The following is a 16,889-nucleotide window of genomic DNA, read 5'->3' as shown; positions in this document are numbered from 1 at the left end:
TTGACGCCGATGGGCCGCAGACACCGTGGTGTCTGCGGCCCATCACGTGCGTCCCGATGGTTCGCTCAGGTCATGAGTCCAGTCATGAGTCCAGGGCCCGCCGGCGTCGGTAGGCCTGGACCATCATGGCCGGCACCGTGATCCCCAGCACCGCCCCTCCGGCAATGAGGAAGGTGTCGGCCGCGCTCCCTCCGGTGAAGGGGATGGCGGGCACCGCCGACTTGCGGTTGGAGATCTTGCCCAGCGCCACGACCTGCCCCTGGGAGGAGATGGTGATGGTGCGGGGGGTGGCGTCCAGGACGTAGCCGACCGGCGGCTTGGTCTCGACGAGCCGGTAGGAGCCGTACCCCAGCTCTGCCAGCTTGAAGGCGCCGGGGTTCGCATCGGTGTCCAGGCCGCCCTGGGCGCAGGTGCCCACGCAGTCGGTGATGCTGCGGGCCTGGTCCGGCTGGGGCCGACCGTTGGAGTCAAGGGGAATCAGCGACCACTGGGCACCCTTGATGGGGTTGCCGCGCTCATCGGTCTTGGTCCAGGTGGCCGACCCCTTGATTCGGGTGTTGGTAACTTGACCCAGGTCGAGGGTGGGGGTGTCGTCGTCGGTGCCCGCGGCCGGCGCCGATCCGTCCAGGGTCTTGGTCAGGGTGGTGGAGGACAGGTGGTAGCCGGCCGGCGCCTGGGTCTCGGTGATGGAGTACTCGCCCCAGGTGAGCCCGGAGACCCTGAAGAACCCGGCACGAGGGTCTTGGTCCACCGAGCCGTTGGGGCACGTGGCCTTCCCACCGGTGACGACGCAGTCGGTCACCTCCTTCCGACCGCCGTTGAGCGCCGGGGAGGCCAGCGTGAACACGGTCCCCGCCAGCGGGTTGCCGGCGTCGTCGACCTTGCTCCAGACGACCTGACCGGGCTGAGCCGTGTTGACCATCGTGCACTGCATCCACTCACCGGTGGCCAGATCCAGGGTCTTGGAGGCGGAGTTGACCGTCGACGACGGAGTCCTGATATCCGAGTTCGGGTGTGGCACGCAGGAGACCGTGGCCTTGTACCCGGCCGACTTGGGCGACGACGAGGATTCCGACAGCACCGTCTGGCCCTGGGGCAGGTAAGCGGAGTCGAAGCCGCCGGCGCCTGAGGCGGTCTTACCGCGCTTGGGAGTTGCCGTGAGCGTCCAGTCCTTGGCGGACAGGCCCAGAGAGCCGGCCGCGGTGTTGTCCACCTGCTTGGCCAGGGACAGGTTGGGCAGCTGGACCTGCACCTGGTGGTCCTCGACCTCACCGTTGACCGCGATGCCAGTGGGCTGAGGATCCTCGGCTTCCCGCCCGTTGGGCGGGGCGCCGGTGATGCGCAGACGCATGAAGGTGGCCGCACCGTTGCCATTGATGGTGCTCCGCTTGGCGTCCTGGGGGACGGTCCAGGTCACAGTGGCCTTACCGGCGCTGGAGCAGGAGGTCACTGCGGAGCGCTCACCGGCGGAGAACACGCCGTCCCGGTTCCAGTCCACCCAGCCGGCGATCTTGGTGTTGCTGCCCGAGCAGGTGATCTCCTGACTCCACTTCTGGCCGATATCGGTCCAGATGACGCGGTCCCAGTTGGCGGGCAGGGCGTCCTCGTCATCAATATCCGTGGTGTTGTCCCTCGAAGCGTCAGCGGTGTGGGTGATGCTGTCATCGTGGTCCGTCAGGGCACCCAGACGCACGACGGCGGAGTTCGTGGTGGCCACGTTCCCCTGGTCCGTTGCCGCACTCAGGTTGTACCAGTCTCCGGCGTCGCCCTCATACGGTGCCTTGCCGCGGGCGATGTTGCGCTCTCCGCTGTCAGACAGCTCCCCGCCGCTCCAGACCGGCTGGAACGCGCTGCCGGCGACGCCGTAGCTCTCAGGCGCGTCGCCGTAGTCCATGTAGGAGACGACACCGAAGGCGACGGCGCCTCGACCGCCTCCGTGGATCTCGACGTAGCCGGTGCGCATGTTGCTCAGCAGCATGACCGAGGAGGGGCCGTAGCCGTTGGGAACCTTGGCGCTGCACTCGGCGTCGTCTGGGCGCAGCTTGATACCGGGCCGGTTACCAACAGGGGTGGACACGGAGACCTTGCCCACGACGGAGTTCGTGATGCATCCCGGTGTCCGGGCGCTCTCCAACAGGCGGTACGTGACGTCTTGGGAGGCGACGTAGGGGATCGGGGAAACGGAGATGTACTCCTTCTGGCCGTTCGGGATGTGCCAGCTCGAGGCCTCGGCGTCGGCGACGACCATGCCCTCCATCGGAACTTCCACCTTGTTGGGGAGGTGTTCCAGCTGGCTCTTCGCGGGCTGGGAGGCGGAGGTCACCAGGTAGGCGTTGCACTCGATCTGGAACTGCTGTGTGGAGGAGTCCCTCAGGTTGGCAATGCCCAGAGGCAGGTTTGATGAGGTCGCATAGGGCTTCTTGGCGACCCCGGCGGTGTAGTTGGTGCCGTCGTTGTACAGGTGAGACAGACCGTCGCCCATCCAGTTACCCGGTCGGTAACCAACACTCAGACCCCGGTCGGTGGGCAGCCCCGTCTCGTTCTTTCCCACGGCAGTGGTGTGCACATTGGACAGGGTGCATCGACTGGTGCGCCACATATCGCCGGAGATCCGCGAGGGAGTCGACCAGACCACGCCGGTGCTTCCATCGGGAAGGATCCTCGTGCCTTTCCCGGGCAAGGTGTTAGTCATCTCGGTCCAGTCGATCCAGTCGATCACCTGGGTGTATTTTCCCGATCCTCCGGCAGGATTTCCGTGAATGGCCTCAGCTGGGGGAGCCGGGAGCGTCGCCGTGCCCAATGCGGCGGCAACCAGGGCAAACGTCGAGATGGCGGCACCGCTCCTTAGTCTCTGACGAGACTGGCGTGAGGGCTGACGTGACGACGTCAGTTCCCGCCGGTGTGAGCGGACAAAGAATCGGCGAAGCATGAAGCGCTACCTCAGTTTTAGGGTCATGGGCCTTGACACGGTAGCATTAAGGAATTCCACAGAGAATCACGGTGAGATTCCTGCAACTCAACAGCAATCAATATCACGGTTGAGTGTCGCCGATAAATTTGGGTCGCTGGTCAGAAAGTGATGCATTAGTATTCTTCCGGTGCGCTCATTGTACGTGCGCTCATTGTGCGGGCAGTGGTTCTCGGGCAGTGGTTCTCGGTTCTGTCTGCGCTGAGGCGATGCCGCGAGGAGTCGCTGAGGCAGTGGGGTGAAGGGCTGCGCCCTCGGACGGGACTGCTTAGGATAGGTAAGGCTCAGTCACCGCCCGGTTGCAGAAGGATGAGGTCATGTCACAACCATGGGAGATCTACGACGCGCTTCTTGACGGACTGCCCGACGACGTCGTCGTGCGCACGGCGGGCCAGGGGCCCCGCTGGAGCCGTGTTCTCAACTCTGCCGGCGGTGTCGGAACGGCCTGGACCATGGATGTGCGCAGCCGCCCGGCTCTCAGCAACGGGCCGTTCGAGGGACGGCCGCTGCGCGACGTCGGCGCCCTGGCGAAGTCCTGGAACCTGGCTGAGGCCAGCATCGGCCAGGCCGCCATCAACTCCTGGTACTCGCGCGAGCAGACGGCTGCGGACAACGGTTTCGAACCCACCGGGGAGGGGCTGACCTGGCGCCAGGTCTTCGACCCCTACCGGGAGATGATCGTCGGCAAGAGGGTCGCGGTCATCGGGCACTTCCCCTTCGCCGAGGCCGCCCTGGCCGGCGCCGGCGAGTACATCTGCCTCGAGCGCAACCTTCAGCCCGGCGACTGGCCGGACAGCGCCTGCGAGTACGTCCTGCCCGAGTGCGACCTCGTCTTCATCTCCTCATCGAGCTTCGTCAACAAGACCGCGCCGCGTCTCATCGAGCTCTCCCGCCAGGCGCACACCGTCTTGGTGGGGCCATCGACGCCGCTCAACCCGGTGCTCCTCGACTACGGCGTGGACACCATCACCGGTTTCATCGCGGCGAGTTCACTGAGCGACCCCGCCTCTCTGGCCGAGATGGTCCCGGCCGGCGACATCGGCCCCGGTTTCCGCGTCCACCGTCACCGGGCCTGATCCGCCTGCCCCACCACGGTGGCCGACAGGCGTCGGTCGCTGCGGCAGTGCCATGGAAACTGCCATGGAAAGTGCCATGGGATGAGAGCTGGAACAACGACGGCGCCGCGCTGGGTCATGGCCAGCGCGGCGCCGTCGTGAACGAAGAGGGGGCTGTCAGGCCTGAGCGTCCTCGGGGCTGATGCCGTAGCCGGCCTCATCCTCGGTGGAGTCGGCCCAGTACTCCTCGGCCCACGGGTCCTCAACGGGCTGGCTACGACGCCACACGACGTAGGCGCCGGCAGCGGCCGCGCCGGCGACGGCGAGCCAACCCAGGGTCTTGAGCACGCGATGCTTCTTCTGCTTCTTCACGGGAACCTCCAATGCGGCGGACTTTGCGGCAACAGCCACGCGCTGGGCGCGCTCTGTCAGGGTACCGTCCGTACCTGCAGCAGCCTGGGCAGCCACGGCGGCGCGCTGCGCACGAGGGATGTAGTCCTCGACAACCCGGTAGCGGGCCTCGTGGACCACCGGCTCCAGACGCTCCTGTGCGTCCTTGGCGGCGCGGGCCACGCCCCCGGCGGCCTTGCTGACGTGCGGAGCAGCCCACAGGGCGGCCTTCTCAGCCTGGCCGACGACGGATCCGGCAAGGGATGCTGCCTCCTTGCGCAGATGAGTGGTGTCGAGCTTCTTGTCGCAGCATGTCTTCGTCAGGCAGGACATGGTTGCCTCCCAGGTTGGAAACGGATACAGACGGTCGTTGTGCAACGTGCACCAATGGTCGCACCCCGGCGCGGCCTGGCCCACACGATGTCCAGCCGTTTTGCCTGGGGTGAACAGCACCGCACACCACTGAGGGGTTCATGCCGATGGGCCCGCGACCGTGCCACCATGTCACTCATGGAAGCGACTCTTCACACCAACCTCGGCGATATCCGCCTGGAGCTCTACCCCGAGCAGGCTCCTGAGACCGTCTCCAACTTCGTGGGGCTGGCCACCGGCCAGAAGGCGTGGACGGATCCACGCACCGGCGCGGAGTCCCACGCTCCGCTGTACGACAACGTCATCTTCCACCGTGTCATCCCTGGTTTCATGATCCAGGGCGGTGACCCGCTGGGTGACGGTACCGGAGGACCCGGCTACGTCTTCGACGACGAGATCGACGCCTCCCTGACCTTCGCCGCCCCCTACGTCCTGGCCATGGCCAACGCCGGCCGCCGCCTGGGCAAGGGCACCAACGGCTCGCAGTTCTTCATCACCACCGCCCCCACCGAGTGGCTCCAGGGCAAGCACACGATCTTCGGTGCCGTCACCGACGAGGCCTCCCGCGCCGTCGTCGACGCGATCTCGGCTGTGGAGACCGACCCGCGTGACCGCCCGGTGCAGGACGTCATCATCACCTCGGTGGACATCACCGAGTAGTTTCCACGAGGACAAGGGGTGGCCTCTCAGCAACGAGGGGTCGCCCACCGCACCGCTACCGAAGCACCGGAATCAGGTGTGATTCGCCTCTGTGACGCCGCTGGGACCCGCGTCCCGGCGGCGTCGTCGTATCCGGTTCACCCGTCCCAACCCGCTCAAGCCCCGATCATCCGCACAGGAGCATCCGATGACCTCGACGAACTCGTTTCCGCAGCAGGCACCGCCGGTGTGCCCGCGGCACCCGGACACGGTGGCCTACGTGCGCTGCCAGCGTTGCGACCGACCCACCTGTCCCGCCTGCCAGGTGCCCAGTTCGGTGGGGGTCCACTGTGTGGACTGTGCTCGTCAGTCTCAGGTCGGCCGACGTCAGGCGCGCACGCTGCTGAGTGGGAACGTCACCTCCGGGGCCCTGGTCACCAAGATCCTCGTCGGCCTGTGCGTCGTCGTCTACGCGCTTCAGGTCCTCATCCCCGAGGTGACGATGCAGTCGCTGGAGCTCCGCCTGGGCTTCGTGCCGGCACTGGCCGTCTACGAGCCCTGGCGGTTCCTGACCACCGCCTTCCTGCATGCGAACTACATGCACCTCGGCTTCAACATGTGGGCTCTGTGGGTGCTGGGCGGTGCTCTTGAACCAGTGCTCGGGCGGTGGCGCTTCACCTGCGTCTACCTGCTCAGTGCCCTGGGCGGCTCGACGATGATCTACTGGCTCTCCTGGCCGGACACGGAGTCCTGGCTCACGCTGACGGTGGGCGCCTCGGGAGCGGTCTTCGGCCTGTTCTCGGCCATGTTCATCGTGCAACGGCGCTTCGGGCGAGACACCTCGGGGATCGTGGCGCTGGTGGCGATCAATGCCGTCATCTCCTTCCTGGGGGCCAACATCTCCTGGCAGGGGCACCTCGGTGGGCTTGTCGTCGGAGGGATCGTCTCGGCGATCTACGCCTGGGCGCCACGGGGGAAGCGGCAGGTCGTGGGGATCGCTGGAACCGTTGCGGTCGCAGTGGCCCTGGTAGGGCTCGATCTGCTTCGGGTCCTCCTCTCCTGAGACGCACCGGCCCTGAGAAGCACCGCGCAGCCCGTGCGGCCATGAATGACAAGCCTGAAAGAACAGCTCTGTGGTTCATCCACATCTGTGGACACAGGTGTGGAAACACAAGCGTGTAGTTATCCACAGGCCTGTCCACATATGGGGAAAGTCGACGTGGGTTGTGGGGAGTCAGTTGTCCACGGATCCACAGATGGCCTGGGGAGGAAGAAGGAGCGGGCCGAGGCCATGTGTGCCGGGCTCCGGGGATCCAGCCCGGGCCCCTTCGTGGGGCGGCCCTCGGTGATGCGATCAACAAGCAGTCCTGTCGGCTCGCTCAACCCGCTGTGTCAATCCGCTGTGCCGGGCGCCTGGAAAGTAGGACCGCACCGCTGACGACAAGGCCCCCGAGCCGATGCTCGGGGGCCTGTGCGGATGCCTGATCGTGTGAGTGTCTGAAACCTGCTACTTCCATCGAAGTAGACCGAGGAAGCCCGACATCATGATGAGGAAGCCGATGTAGAGGTTGCCGTTGTACAGCCAGTCTCCGGCGTGGTGCTCGGCGAAGTAGGGCAGCGGGTACCTGCCCTGGAAGAGGTAGGTGGCGACAACCCACAGCAGCCCGATGACCAGGAGTGTCACCATGGTGGGGGCGTACCAGCGCGGAGAGGCGGTGTCCTTGATCTTCTTGGGCGTGCGTGAGACCCGGTTCGCCGCAGCGCGCGACTCCTCCTCGAGAGCCTTGGCCGCCTTGGCCGGGTTGCCGGAGCGCTCAGGGTGCTTCTTCTTCGACGACGAGCTCTTCTTCGAGCCCTTGGTCGTCTTGTCCTTCGTCTCCGTCTTCTCAGAGGGGGCAGAGCCCTTCTTCGAGCCCGTGCCCTTCTCAGCGCTCTTCGCGCTGTTCTTCTCTGAGCTCTTCTTCGAGACCTTCTCCGAGCTCTTGTCGGCGTCGTCCGCTGTGGACTTCTTCTCCAAGGCCACCCTGGGTCTCCTCACTGTCTGGGGATGGTGGCATGAGACCACCGCAACACATCCGGGCCTAGCCTAGGACATGCTGCGAAGCTTCCTCGCGGCGCATCCTGTGATGAGTCCACCACTCCTGGCTGGTCATGTGGGGGGTGTACCCCCTTAGACTGGCCGCTAGCCTGATGATGCCCTAGCTCTGAGGAGGGGCAATGACTGGAGGAGGTCTTGTGCGACACCGAGCACCCGGCCAGAGTCGTGCTGTCCGAATCTTCAACGGCACCTTGACCGGAATCGGTGAGTTGCTCATCACCGCCGGTCTGGTCGTCGCCCTCTTCCTGTGCTGGCAGCTGTGGTGGACCGGCATCGACGCCAACGCCAGTGCGAAGGCGGTGGCCACGCAGTTCCACGAGAAGCAGGTCGAGTCCCCCAAGCGGGCAGGGGAGAAGCACTACGATGCTCCTCCCGTCATGGAGCAGGTCGGCTACGGCGAGACCATCGGGATGCTCGTCGTCCCCAAGTGGTACGGCGTCACCAACAACAACATGCCCATTATGGAAGGCACCGGATCCGACGTCCTGGACCAGGCGGCGGCGGGCCACTACACCAACACCCAGCAGCTCGGAGAGCTTGGGAACTTCGCGATCGCCGGGCACCGGCGCACCTACGGCAACTCCTTCCGCCGCATCGACCTGCTCCAGGAGGGCGACGAGATCGTCGTCTCCACCGCCAAGACCTGGTACGTGTTCAAGGTGACCGGCCACGAGCTCGTCCAGCCCGAGCAGGTCGAGGTCATCGCCCCGGTCCCCAACCAGCCTGACGCGCAGCCCACCGACCGGTACATCACGCTGACCACCTGCCATGGATCGACCGCCGGCGAGTTCGGCAATGACCAGCGCTGGATCGTCCACGCGAAGTTCGCCTACTGGATGGATCGCTCCGAGGGCCGTCCGGAGTCCGTGCTCAACGATCCGGGGGTCAACTGATGTACGGCTTCATCTGGCGGCACCTGCCGGGGCCCGCATGGCTCAAGGCCATTGAGTCGCTCATCCTCATCGCCGGAGTCGTCTACGTGCTCATGCAGTACGTCTTCCCCTGGGCCAACGCCACCTGGCACCTGTCCGGCAACGCCGACGTCGGCTGACCGGCGGCCCAGTGTCCACAGCGCTGACACTCACGAGCCCGACGGCGAAGACCTCCTCGAGGATCGTTGCAATACCGCGATTTCTTCTCGGCGCGCGGTGCCGGAGCGGGGCTGATGTCAGCACCATGGACACCGGCGCCCCGCCAGGCCTCTTCCATCGGAACGAAGAGGCAGTGTGAGGAACGGAGCGCGTGTGGGGAACGGGATTCCTGTTCCCCACACGCGCTCCGTCGTCGTCAGCGAGAGGGTGGGTGCGCGACCGGGCCCGCGGGAGTGCGGTGCAGGCCCGGCGCGACGTCCGCTCAGGCCAGCGAGGGCTGGAGGCCGAGTGTGCCCACGAGGTGCTCGCGGTAGGCCGGAGAGCTGACCTTGTCCAGCCAGGCGCGGGCCTCGGCCAGGCGGCCCTCGATGCCCAGGCGCTCGACGACCTCCTCGTTGTTCTCCGCGGTGTAGAAGCGGGTGAGGTCCTCGATGGCCTGGTGGGCCAGGCGGGTGTCGCGGGCGACCTTGGCGTCCAGGCGCTCCGCGTACCACGACGAGCTCAGGATGTTCTCCCGCTCGAACAGGGCGCGGAACTCCGGGCTCGTCAGGTCCCAGCCCTCGCGGGAGGTGCCGTCGATCATGATCTCCAGCAGGGCCCGCAGCGGCGGCACGGCCCACTCGATGGAGCCGTCAGCCCGGTAGTGCTCGGCCACCACCTTGTGGGTGGTGACGATGATGTCCACCGAGTCGGCGAAGACCGCCTCATCCTGCAGCTCGGGACGCAGCATCTCCTCGGTGAAGACGACGTCGGGGTGCAGGAAGATCCGGCCGAAGAAGGTCGAGGTGAAGGCCTGGTTCATGCGGTAGCCCAGGCGCGAGGCCTGAACGGTGCGACCCTCGTACTCGAAGTCCTCGATGCGCTCGAGGTAGCCGCCCTCGACGAGGCGGTGGGCGTCGCGCTCCTCAGCGCTCATGCGCGAGAAGATCTCCGGGATGAGCAGCGAGATGTCGTGGGCCACCTGTACCTTCGGGCCGATGTAGCCGGCCGAGGACAGCCAACCGTCATAGCCGCTGAGGGCGTAGGACAGCAGGGCCGCGTTGAGGTCGTAGATGGCCGGCAGGGCGTTGAACGGGGCCTTGGTGAGGGCTCCCTCGCTGCCGGCGCCCGTCGTCGAGGGGGACTTGCCGGTCATGGAGGAGATGAACTCCATGAACAGCTCGGGCAGCTCCATGTAGTGCAGCGGGTTGTAGGCGCACAGGGGCGGAACCCCGTCCTCGGGCGGGTTATTGCGGCGTCCGGCGGCGACGACGTCGACGCTGTGGCGCAGCGCCTCGTCCAGGGGGACGTCCCGGAAGAGGTGGTTGGTCAGGTCCGCCAGCGCCACGTCCTTCGGGTTGGCGATGTCGGGACGCACCTGGAGGTAGCGGGGGTTCTTGGTGGGGGCGCCGTTGACCAGGCGCGGGTCGGCCGTGGAGACCCAGTAGGTCTGCTCGGCGGGGTCCTCGGCCTCGGGCAGGGAAGCGGCGCGGGCCACCAGGTCCTGCATGGGCTGGGTGAAGCGGGACAGACCGGGGGCGTCGGCGGCCATCGCCCGGGCGTCGGCGGGCGTCAGCGGCTGGAAGTTGGAGATGAACAGGTCCGCCTGCGGATCGGACATGTCCGACTCGGTCTGCTTGTCATAGCCGCGCACGATCGCGTCGTCGGGCCGCTGGAAGAGCAGGGACTCGCAGTTGGTGACAAACTTGCGCGACAGCTGCGAGTCCGGGGTGGAGACCAGGCCGCCGGGGGCCACGATCGAGGCGGTGATGTCGTCCTCGGTCTGGACCTTGGCTGCAGGCGAGAAGTCCGGGCGCAGAGACAGCAGGCGCCAGGCGCCGTCGTCCTCGAAGCCCACGCGCAGCATGTTGACCTTGATGACCTCACCGTCCAGGCGCAGGGAGTTTCCCTTGCGGCCGTTGATGATGCCCACGGAGAAGTGGCTGCGCCAGTCCTGGCCCCAGCTGGGCTGGTAGAAGCGCTTGACGGTGAAGACGAGCTCCTTGATGTGGGCCGGGATCGACTCCAGGAAGGCGTTGTACTCCTCGGTGTACATCGACGACGGCGTCAGCAACTTGATGACGCTTCCCAGCGAGCGGCGCTCGGAGAGGATCGAGCGGTGGTTGTTGCTCTTGTTGGCCGGGTCGACGAAGCGGTCGGCGTAGTTGCCGTCGAGGATCGCCTGGACGGCGTCGAAGTCCTCGTCGACGTCGCCGACGTAGGCCTCACCGAAGACGAAGGCGTCCAGGAGGGACTTGGAGATCTCCGACTTGCCGCCGCCGGAGACGGTGGCCGGCTTGTGGGCCTGCGTGGACCAGGGGGCGGTGCCCACCAGGTGCCACTGGGTGGCGTCACCCTCGCGGTGCTTGGCGTGGACCCGGTAGCCGTTGGGGGCTACGTAGGTGTTGCCCACGAGCAGCGGGATTGAGGCCTCCTGGCCGTCGGAGCCGGTCCAGGTGATCGTCTGGCTGCGCATCGAGTAGTGGGCGCCGGCGGGCACCAGCACCACGGTCGGGTCGTCCACGACGGCGGCGGACCCGTCCTGGCGCGCCTCGAAGCGGCCGGGGTTGCGCTCGATGACGTGCTCGAGGGTCAGGCCCTCGGGGGTGTGGATGTCGGTGTACTCCTGGCCCAGGTTGTAGCGCGGGTAGGCGACGGCGCCGCCGGCGTGCTCCTCCTCCACGCAGCCGAAGAGGTTGGCCGAGTACCCGATCTGGGTCTTGACCTCCTTCTTGCAGTAGCCGAAGTAGTTGTCCGCGATGACGGTGACGATGACGCCGCGCTCGTCGCGGGCCACGCACTTGAAGGCCTTGCCGCCGTTGTAGAGCTCGGCCTCGTCCTTCCAGCACTGGCCGTCGCGGCGCTGACGCTCGGTGGCCTCCTCCCAGGAGGGCAGGCCCAGCTCCTTCTTGGTCAGGGTGGTCAGGTGCGGGGCGAGGATGACGCAGCCGGTGTGGCCGGTCCAGGACTCCGGGGCCAGGGAGGAGTCGTTCTCCGGCAGGTAGGGGTCGCCGCCGTTGCCGAAGATGCCCTCGACGAAGTCCAGGTTGGAGACCAGGCCACCGGGGGCGATGAAACGGATCTCCATGGAGCGCTCGGCGGAGAAGCCGGGGACCTCGGGCACGACGACGGGGCGCAGCAGCAGGGACACGAAGCAGCGGGCCGGGTCCTCCTGCCGGGAGGCCCACGGCAGGGTCAGCAGGTCCTCGGGGGCATCGACGGCGTGGGCCAGCAGACGGGCGAAGACATCGCGCGCGACGGCGATCTTGTCATCGGGAATCGGCAGGCCGCCCTCGGCGACGTGGAAGACGCCGGCAGTGGTGCGGCGGTCGTTGCGGGGGTTGTGCAGGACGCCGCCGAGCACTCGGTAGCTCTCGACGTAGTCGGAGGTGAAGCTGGTGGCGTCCTCAGGCAGGGACAGGGCCCGCGCCAGGCCCGGCTGGTCCAGGACGAAGGTGGAGCGGGGCAGCCTCGGGGTGACGGCCGCGCCCTCCAGGTAGGAGTCGAGGAAGGTCTGAATGCGCTGGTCGGCGGCACAGGGGCGGTGAGCCAGCCGGCGGGAGAGCTCGCGCTGGCGAGCCAGAATCGGGGACATGAGACGGTCCGCCTCACTCTGCTTGACCGGTGCCGGAACGGGGAGTCCCAGCAGCTCCAAACGCAGGGCGATGGCGGAAGTGGTGGCCGCGTCTGTAGTTGTCATGGCACGAGCCTAGACGGACCAAACGACACGCTCCTGTTACGTTCTGCCCAGAAGGACCGCTTCTCCAGTGTGTTCGACGTCGCATCCGCCGGTCGGTCACCGTTCGCGGCGACCGACCGGCGCGACGTCGAGCGCTCAGGACAGGGTGCTCAGGTCAGGAGCATCTGGGACAGTGCCGTGCCCACGACGCAGGAGGTGAGCACTCCGATGAGCCCGGGCACCAGGAAGGAGTGGTTGATGACGTACTTGCCGATGTGGGTGGTGCCGGTGGGGTCGAAGCCGATCGCCGCCAGGTCCGAGGGGTAGGTGGGCAGGATGAAGTACCCGTAGGAGGCGCCGATGAACCCGACGACGACGACCGGGCTCACCCCGAGTGACAGGGCCATGGGGGCCACGATGAGCAGGCCGGCGGCCTGGGAGTTCACCAGCTTGCCGATGATGAACAGGACGATGGCGTACATCCACACGTGGTGGGACAGGACGCCCGAGAGGCTGTGCTCCAGGCTCTCCAGGTGGGCGTGGACGACCGTCTCGGTCATCCAGGCGACCCCGAAGATGGAGAACATGGCGGTGGCCCCCGCCTTGAACACGGCGGTGGAGGCGATCTTGGCGGCCTGCACCTTGCAGGTCAGCAGGATCAGTGCCCCGGCGGCGAGCATGACCATCTGGATGACCAGGTTCATGCTCAGGCGCTCCATGGCGCCGTTGTCTCCCGTGGGGAACTGGGGACGCAGTACCTCCAGGGCGCCCAGGACGACGACGACGGCGATGGCGCCCAGGAAGATCCAGGTGGCGCGGTAGGCCTGGGGCGGGAACACCTTGCCGATGAGGGTCTCGGAGCTGGAGTGGACGGTGGCGCGGAACTCCGGGTTCTCCAGGCGCTTCTGGTACTCCTCGTCCTCGTCCAGGTCCTTGCCCCGGCGCATCGACCACAGGGCGGCCAGAAGGACCCCGCACAGTGACGCCGGGATGGAGATCGCCAGGATCTGGAGGACTGACCAGTGCCGATCGGTGTTCTTGGCGATGATGGAGACGATGGAGACCGTGGCCACCGAGACCGGTGAGGCGGTGATGCCCATCTGGGCGGCGACCGACGAGGCGGCCATGGGGCGTTCGGGGCGGATGTTCTTCTTGATGGCGATGTCCGCGATGATGGGCAGCATCGTGTAGACGACGTGGCCGGTCCCGCACAGGACGGTGAGGAACCAGGTGACGCAGGGACCCAGGATGGTGATCTGCTCGGGATGCCGACGCAGGACCCGTTCGGCCACCTGCATCATCACGTCCAGGCCGCCGGACTGCTGGAGGGTGGCGGCGCACCCGATGACGGCCAGGATGGTGAGAATGACGTCGACCGGGGCCTCTCCCGGCTCCAGGCGGAAGCCGAAGACGAGGACCAGCAGGCCGATCCCGGCGATGAGACCGAGGGCGATCCCGCCCTTCTTCGCCCCGACGATGAGGCAGGTGAGGATGATGGCGACTTGAAGGATGATGCTGAGGGTCTGAAGGGCTGTGCTGGCGTCCATGGAGGATCTCCCCGGTTGGGCGGAACGGGTGAGGACGGGTGGGGCGGCGCTCCTCGAGCAGGCGAGGAGCCGAGACGCGAAACTGACCTAGCGGGAGGATTGAGGTCAGTGTCTCACCAGCAGCCGGGGACCATTGTCCTGGTTGATACCGGCCGTTTTCGATGTGCTTCGTCGCCGGCTGGGCGCGAACTCACATTCTGGCTCCCGGTGCGCCGTCGTCGACCCTCAAAGCGCACGAGAGTGCTGTTCGGGGCGATTTAGGTGACAACGGGATAACGTGAGTCGGTGGCGTCATGGCTGGTTCCCAGGTTCGCATCGCTACCATCACGGCCCGGTGTTCCTTCATACTGGACGCATGTCGGCGCCCGATGCGGCTTGTCCGCAGCGATCACTCCCGATCGCCGTCGGCGGTCCTGCTGGGCGGTGACCGGTCTCCGAGTCGGCGCCAGCAGCCAACATCGGTCATGATGAGACCTCATGTCGCAACCGGAGCGTTATCCCCCGCGCCGTCGCGGCACCCAGTCACCTCCATGACATCAACCGAAACGAGGAGCGCGTGGCAGAAGGCACGAGTGGGAGCGGACCCAGCCGCCCCGTCGGCAACAAGCTGACCCAGGTGGCCAGCGCCGGTCGGCACACCCTGGGCAGGGTCTCGGGGGGCGGTAAGAAGCCCGGAAAGGGGCGCAAGCAGTCGAAGGCCGAGCGCTCCAAGGACGCCGCCTCGGGGCGCAAGCGCCGTTTCTTCAACTACCCCCGCGCCGGCAAGGGCAAGATTCACCGCTGGATTCCCAGCTGGCGGTTCGTCCTGGGCGTCTTCCTGCTGGGGGTGCTCAGCACTGTCGGCGCCTTCATGTGGGCCTACAACACCATCAAGGTGCCCAAGCCCAGCGAGTTCGCGCTGGCTCAGAGCAGTACGGTCTACTACGCCGACGGAACCACGGAGATGGGGAAGTTCGCGGAGATCAACCGGCAGTCGGTGGACGCCTCCACCCTGCCGGACTATGTGGGCAACGCGGTGGTGGCCTCCGAGGACCGCTCCTTCTACTCCAACAAGGGCGTCGACCCCAAGGGCATCGCGCGCGCCCTCATCAACAACCTGCGCGGAGGCGACACCCAGGGCGCCTCGACCCTGACGCAGCAGTACGTGAAGAACTACTACGTCGACACCACCAGCTCTTACTCCGGCAAGTTCAAGCAGGCCATCATGGCCATCAAGATCGACCGGGAGAAGCCCAAGAAGGAGATCCTGGGCGACTACCTCAACACGGTCTACTACGGTCGTGGCGCCTATGGCATCGAGGCCGCCTCGCAGGCCTTCTTCCACCATCCCGCCAAGGACATGAGCCCCTCGGAAGCCGCGCTCCTGGCGGGGATCCTGCCGTCGCCCAGCGCCTGGGACCCGGCCGAGAACCCGGACAAGGCCAAGGAACGGTGGGGACGAGTCCTGCAGTTCATGCTCGACGACGGCTACATCACCCAGGCCCAGTACAACGAGGCCAAGCAGACGGGTATGCCGGACGTCAAGGAGTCCCAGACCAAGCAGGTCTACGCCGGCACCAACGGCTACCTGCTGCAGATGGTGCGCTCCGAGCTCGAGAACAAGGCCAAGATCTCGCCGGAGCAGATCGACACCGGCGGTTTCAAGATCGTCACCACGATCAACCAGAAGGACCAGGAGGCCGCAGTCAATTCGGTCAACTCCCTGCCTCCTGGCGCCTCGCCGAACCTGCGCAAGGCGCTGGTGTCCATCGACCCCAAGACGGGCGGTCTGCTGGCGCTCTACGGGGGTGATGACTATCTGACCAGTCAGGTCAACACCTCGACCGATGCCATCGCCCAGGCCGGCTCCACCTTCAAGCCCTTCGCGTTGGTGGCCGCCCTGGAGAACGGGTGGTCCTTGAACAGTGGTTATCCGGCTACCTCGCCGATGACCATCGAGGGGCATCAGTTCCAGAACTTCAAGAACGTCTCCCTGAAGTGGGCCAGCCTCACCCAGGCCACGGAGCAGTCGCTCAACACCCCCTACCTCCAGCTCAATCAGGAGCTCATGAATGCCGAGGATCTGGAGGAGGGGATCACGGCCAAGGTGGCGAACCGTGCCGGCTACCCGGAGAACACCCAGGGGCTGAAGACCCCGGAGCAGCGGACTCTTGTCCAGAACGTGCTCGGCTCGGCCTCCCCGCACACGATCGACATCGCGACGGCCTACTCCACCTTCGCCTCGCAAGGCATCCGGCACGACACCCACATCGTGGCCTCCCTCAAGAACCCCGATGGCACGGACCGCTACACGGCGGACACCAAGGGGCATCGCGAGTTCGACGAGGACGTCATGGCCGACACGACCTATGCCCTCCAGCAGGTCGTTTCCGGACCGAACGGCAGTGCGGACAAGGTGGCCGCCAAGATGGATCGCCCGGTCGCCGCGAAGACCGGATCGTCGTCGGACAACAAGTCCGCCCAGTTCGTGGGCTTCACTCCTCAGGTGGTCACCGCGGTGACCCTCTACCAGACGGGAACGGACGGCTCGGAGGAGTCGATCGAGCCCTGGGGGGAGTATGACGAGATCACCGGCTCGACCTACCCGGCGGACATCTTCATCGACTACATGAATGTCGCACACGAGGGGTTGGAGGTTGAGGACTTCCCGCCAGCGGCCGAGCTGCTGGCCACCCGTGGTGGAACGGTTCCGCAGACCGCCAAGCCCACCGGCGAGCCGGAGGAGGAGGCGACTACGACCCCCACCGCTCCGCCTGAGGCGACTGCGACCCCCACCCCGCAGCCGACCACTGAGCCGACGCCGCAGGGCACCCCGCAGCCTGATGGGAAGCAGACCGAGCAATCGGACTCCCAGAAGAAGCCTGGTGAAGACCAGGGCAATGATGTCCAGCCGGGAGAAACAGAGAAACCGAAGGACCCTGAGAAACCGCAACAACCGGAAGAACCGCAACAACCGAGAGAACAGCAACAACCGGGCCGTCAAGGAGCTCAGGGTGGTGTCGGTTAGCGCCCCACCATCCCACGGCGACTGACCCCGCCCGCCCGCGGACGCCTGACGGTGGGCCGACGAC

12 protein-coding genes are annotated in these 16,889 nt (G+C 66.4%); 7 read left to right on the top strand and 5 right to left on the bottom strand.

The window, feature by feature from the left end; translation table 11 throughout:
• Positions 1 to 82 precede the first annotated feature (82 nt).
• A complete protein-coding gene (locus FK267_RS01440) occupies positions 83 to 2,659 on the bottom strand; it encodes a CshA/CshB family fibrillar adhesin-related protein (protein WP_249039333.1) in 2,577 nt (858 codons plus the stop codon).
• On the opposite strand from FK267_RS01440, the gene FK267_RS13545 reads away from it, so the two are divergent.
• Complete coding sequence (locus tag FK267_RS13545) at positions 2,577 to 2,759, top strand: hypothetical protein (protein WP_249039334.1); 183 nt, start codon at positions 2,577 to 2,579, stop codon at positions 2,757 to 2,759. The genes FK267_RS01440 and FK267_RS13545 overlap by 83 nt on opposite strands.
• 526 nt (positions 2,760 to 3,285) lie before the next feature.
• Positions 3,286 to 4,044, top strand: coding sequence for a Rossmann-like domain-containing protein (locus FK267_RS01435; RefSeq protein WP_075378098.1), 759 nt, complete (start codon positions 3,286 to 3,288; stop codon positions 4,042 to 4,044).
• A gap of 156 nt (positions 4,045 to 4,200) precedes the next feature.
• On the opposite strand, the gene FK267_RS01430 is transcribed toward FK267_RS01435, so the two are convergent.
• Positions 4,201 to 4,746, bottom strand: a complete 546-nt coding sequence (locus tag FK267_RS01430) for a hypothetical protein (RefSeq protein ID WP_009406927.1) — start codon at positions 4,744 to 4,746, stop codon at positions 4,201 to 4,203.
• Positions 4,747 to 4,923: 177 nt separating this feature from the next.
• Between FK267_RS01430 and FK267_RS01425 the strand changes: the two genes are divergently transcribed.
• Together FK267_RS01425 and FK267_RS01420 are read left to right on the top strand one after the other, a co-directional pair.
• Complete coding sequence (locus tag FK267_RS01425) at positions 4,924 to 5,445, top strand: peptidylprolyl isomerase (protein WP_029316092.1); 522 nt, start codon at positions 4,924 to 4,926, stop codon at positions 5,443 to 5,445.
• A 187-nt stretch (positions 5,446 to 5,632) separates the two neighbouring features.
• Positions 5,633 to 6,487, top strand: a complete 855-nt coding sequence (locus tag FK267_RS01420; RefSeq protein ID WP_141405917.1) for a rhomboid family intramembrane serine protease — start codon at positions 5,633 to 5,635, stop codon at positions 6,485 to 6,487.
• Positions 6,488 to 6,931: 444 nt separating this feature from the next.
• On the opposite strand, the gene FK267_RS01415 is transcribed toward FK267_RS01420, so the two are convergent.
• The gene (locus FK267_RS01415) at positions 6,932 to 7,447 is read right to left on the bottom strand and encodes a cell division protein CrgA (RefSeq protein ID WP_070510227.1); all 516 of its coding nucleotides are present in this window, start codon (positions 7,445 to 7,447) and stop codon (positions 6,932 to 6,934) included.
• Positions 7,448 to 7,641: 194 nt separating this feature from the next.
• Between FK267_RS01415 and FK267_RS01410 the strand changes: the two genes are divergently transcribed.
• Positions 7,642 to 8,415: a class E sortase gene (locus FK267_RS01410; protein ID WP_075378101.1), complete on the top strand. Its 774-nt coding sequence runs from the start codon at positions 7,642 to 7,644 to the stop codon at positions 8,413 to 8,415.
• Positions 8,415 to 8,573, top strand: coding sequence for a hypothetical protein (locus FK267_RS13380; protein ID WP_009406747.1), 159 nt, complete (start codon positions 8,415 to 8,417; stop codon positions 8,571 to 8,573). The genes FK267_RS01410 and FK267_RS13380 overlap by 1 nt, the downstream gene beginning before the upstream one ends.
• A gap of 302 nt (positions 8,574 to 8,875) precedes the next feature.
• Here the strand turns inward: FK267_RS13380 and FK267_RS01400 are convergent, their stop codons facing one another.
• Both FK267_RS01400 and FK267_RS01395 read right to left on the bottom strand, forming a co-directional pair.
• Positions 8,876 to 12,292, bottom strand: a complete 3,417-nt coding sequence (locus tag FK267_RS01400) for a PPi-type phosphoenolpyruvate carboxykinase family protein (RefSeq protein ID WP_075378102.1) — start codon at positions 12,290 to 12,292, stop codon at positions 8,876 to 8,878.
• 149 nt (positions 12,293 to 12,441) lie between these two features.
• Positions 12,442 to 13,818 (bottom strand): anaerobic C4-dicarboxylate transporter, encoded by a 1,377-nt coding sequence (locus FK267_RS01395; RefSeq protein WP_101588171.1) that lies wholly within the window; start codon positions 13,816 to 13,818, stop codon positions 12,442 to 12,444.
• A 556-nt stretch (positions 13,819 to 14,374) separates the two neighbouring features.
• On the opposite strand from FK267_RS01395, the gene FK267_RS01390 reads away from it, so the two are divergent.
• Positions 14,375 to 16,825 carry a transglycosylase domain-containing protein gene (locus tag FK267_RS01390; protein ID WP_141405914.1) on the top strand — a complete coding sequence of 817 codons (2,451 nt, stop codon included), beginning with the start codon at positions 14,375 to 14,377 and terminating at the stop codon, positions 16,823 to 16,825.
• Positions 16,826 to 16,889: the final 64 nt, after the last annotated feature.

The sequence above is a fragment of the Actinomyces oris genome (assembly GCF_006546825.1).
GTDB lineage: Bacteria > Actinomycetota > Actinomycetes > Actinomycetales > Actinomycetaceae > Actinomyces > Actinomyces oris.
This window is presented reverse-complemented; position numbering and strand designations above follow the sequence as displayed.

Excerpts from the sequence above, each read along its gene's own strand:
- FK267_RS01430 (WP_009406927.1), bottom strand. The coding sequence starts at position 4,746 with ATGTCCTGCCTGACGAAGACATGCTGCGACAAGAAGCTCGACACCACT.
- FK267_RS01400 (WP_075378102.1), bottom strand. The coding sequence starts at position 12,292 with ATGACAACTACAGACGCGGCCACCACTTCCGCCATCGCCCTGCGTTTG.
- FK267_RS01425 (WP_029316092.1), top strand. The coding sequence starts at position 4,924 with ATGGAAGCGACTCTTCACACCAACCTCGGCGATATCCGCCTGGAGCTC.
- FK267_RS01395 (WP_101588171.1), bottom strand. The coding sequence starts at position 13,818 with ATGGACGCCAGCACAGCCCTTCAGACCCTCAGCATCATCCTTCAAGTC.
- FK267_RS01410 (WP_075378101.1), top strand. The coding sequence starts at position 7,642 with ATGACTGGAGGAGGTCTTGTGCGACACCGAGCACCCGGCCAGAGTCGT.
- FK267_RS13380 (WP_009406747.1), top strand. The coding sequence starts at position 8,415 with ATGTACGGCTTCATCTGGCGGCACCTGCCGGGGCCCGCATGGCTCAAG.
- FK267_RS01420 (WP_141405917.1), top strand. The coding sequence starts at position 5,633 with ATGACCTCGACGAACTCGTTTCCGCAGCAGGCACCGCCGGTGTGCCCG.
- FK267_RS01435 (WP_075378098.1), top strand. The coding sequence starts at position 3,286 with ATGTCACAACCATGGGAGATCTACGACGCGCTTCTTGACGGACTGCCC.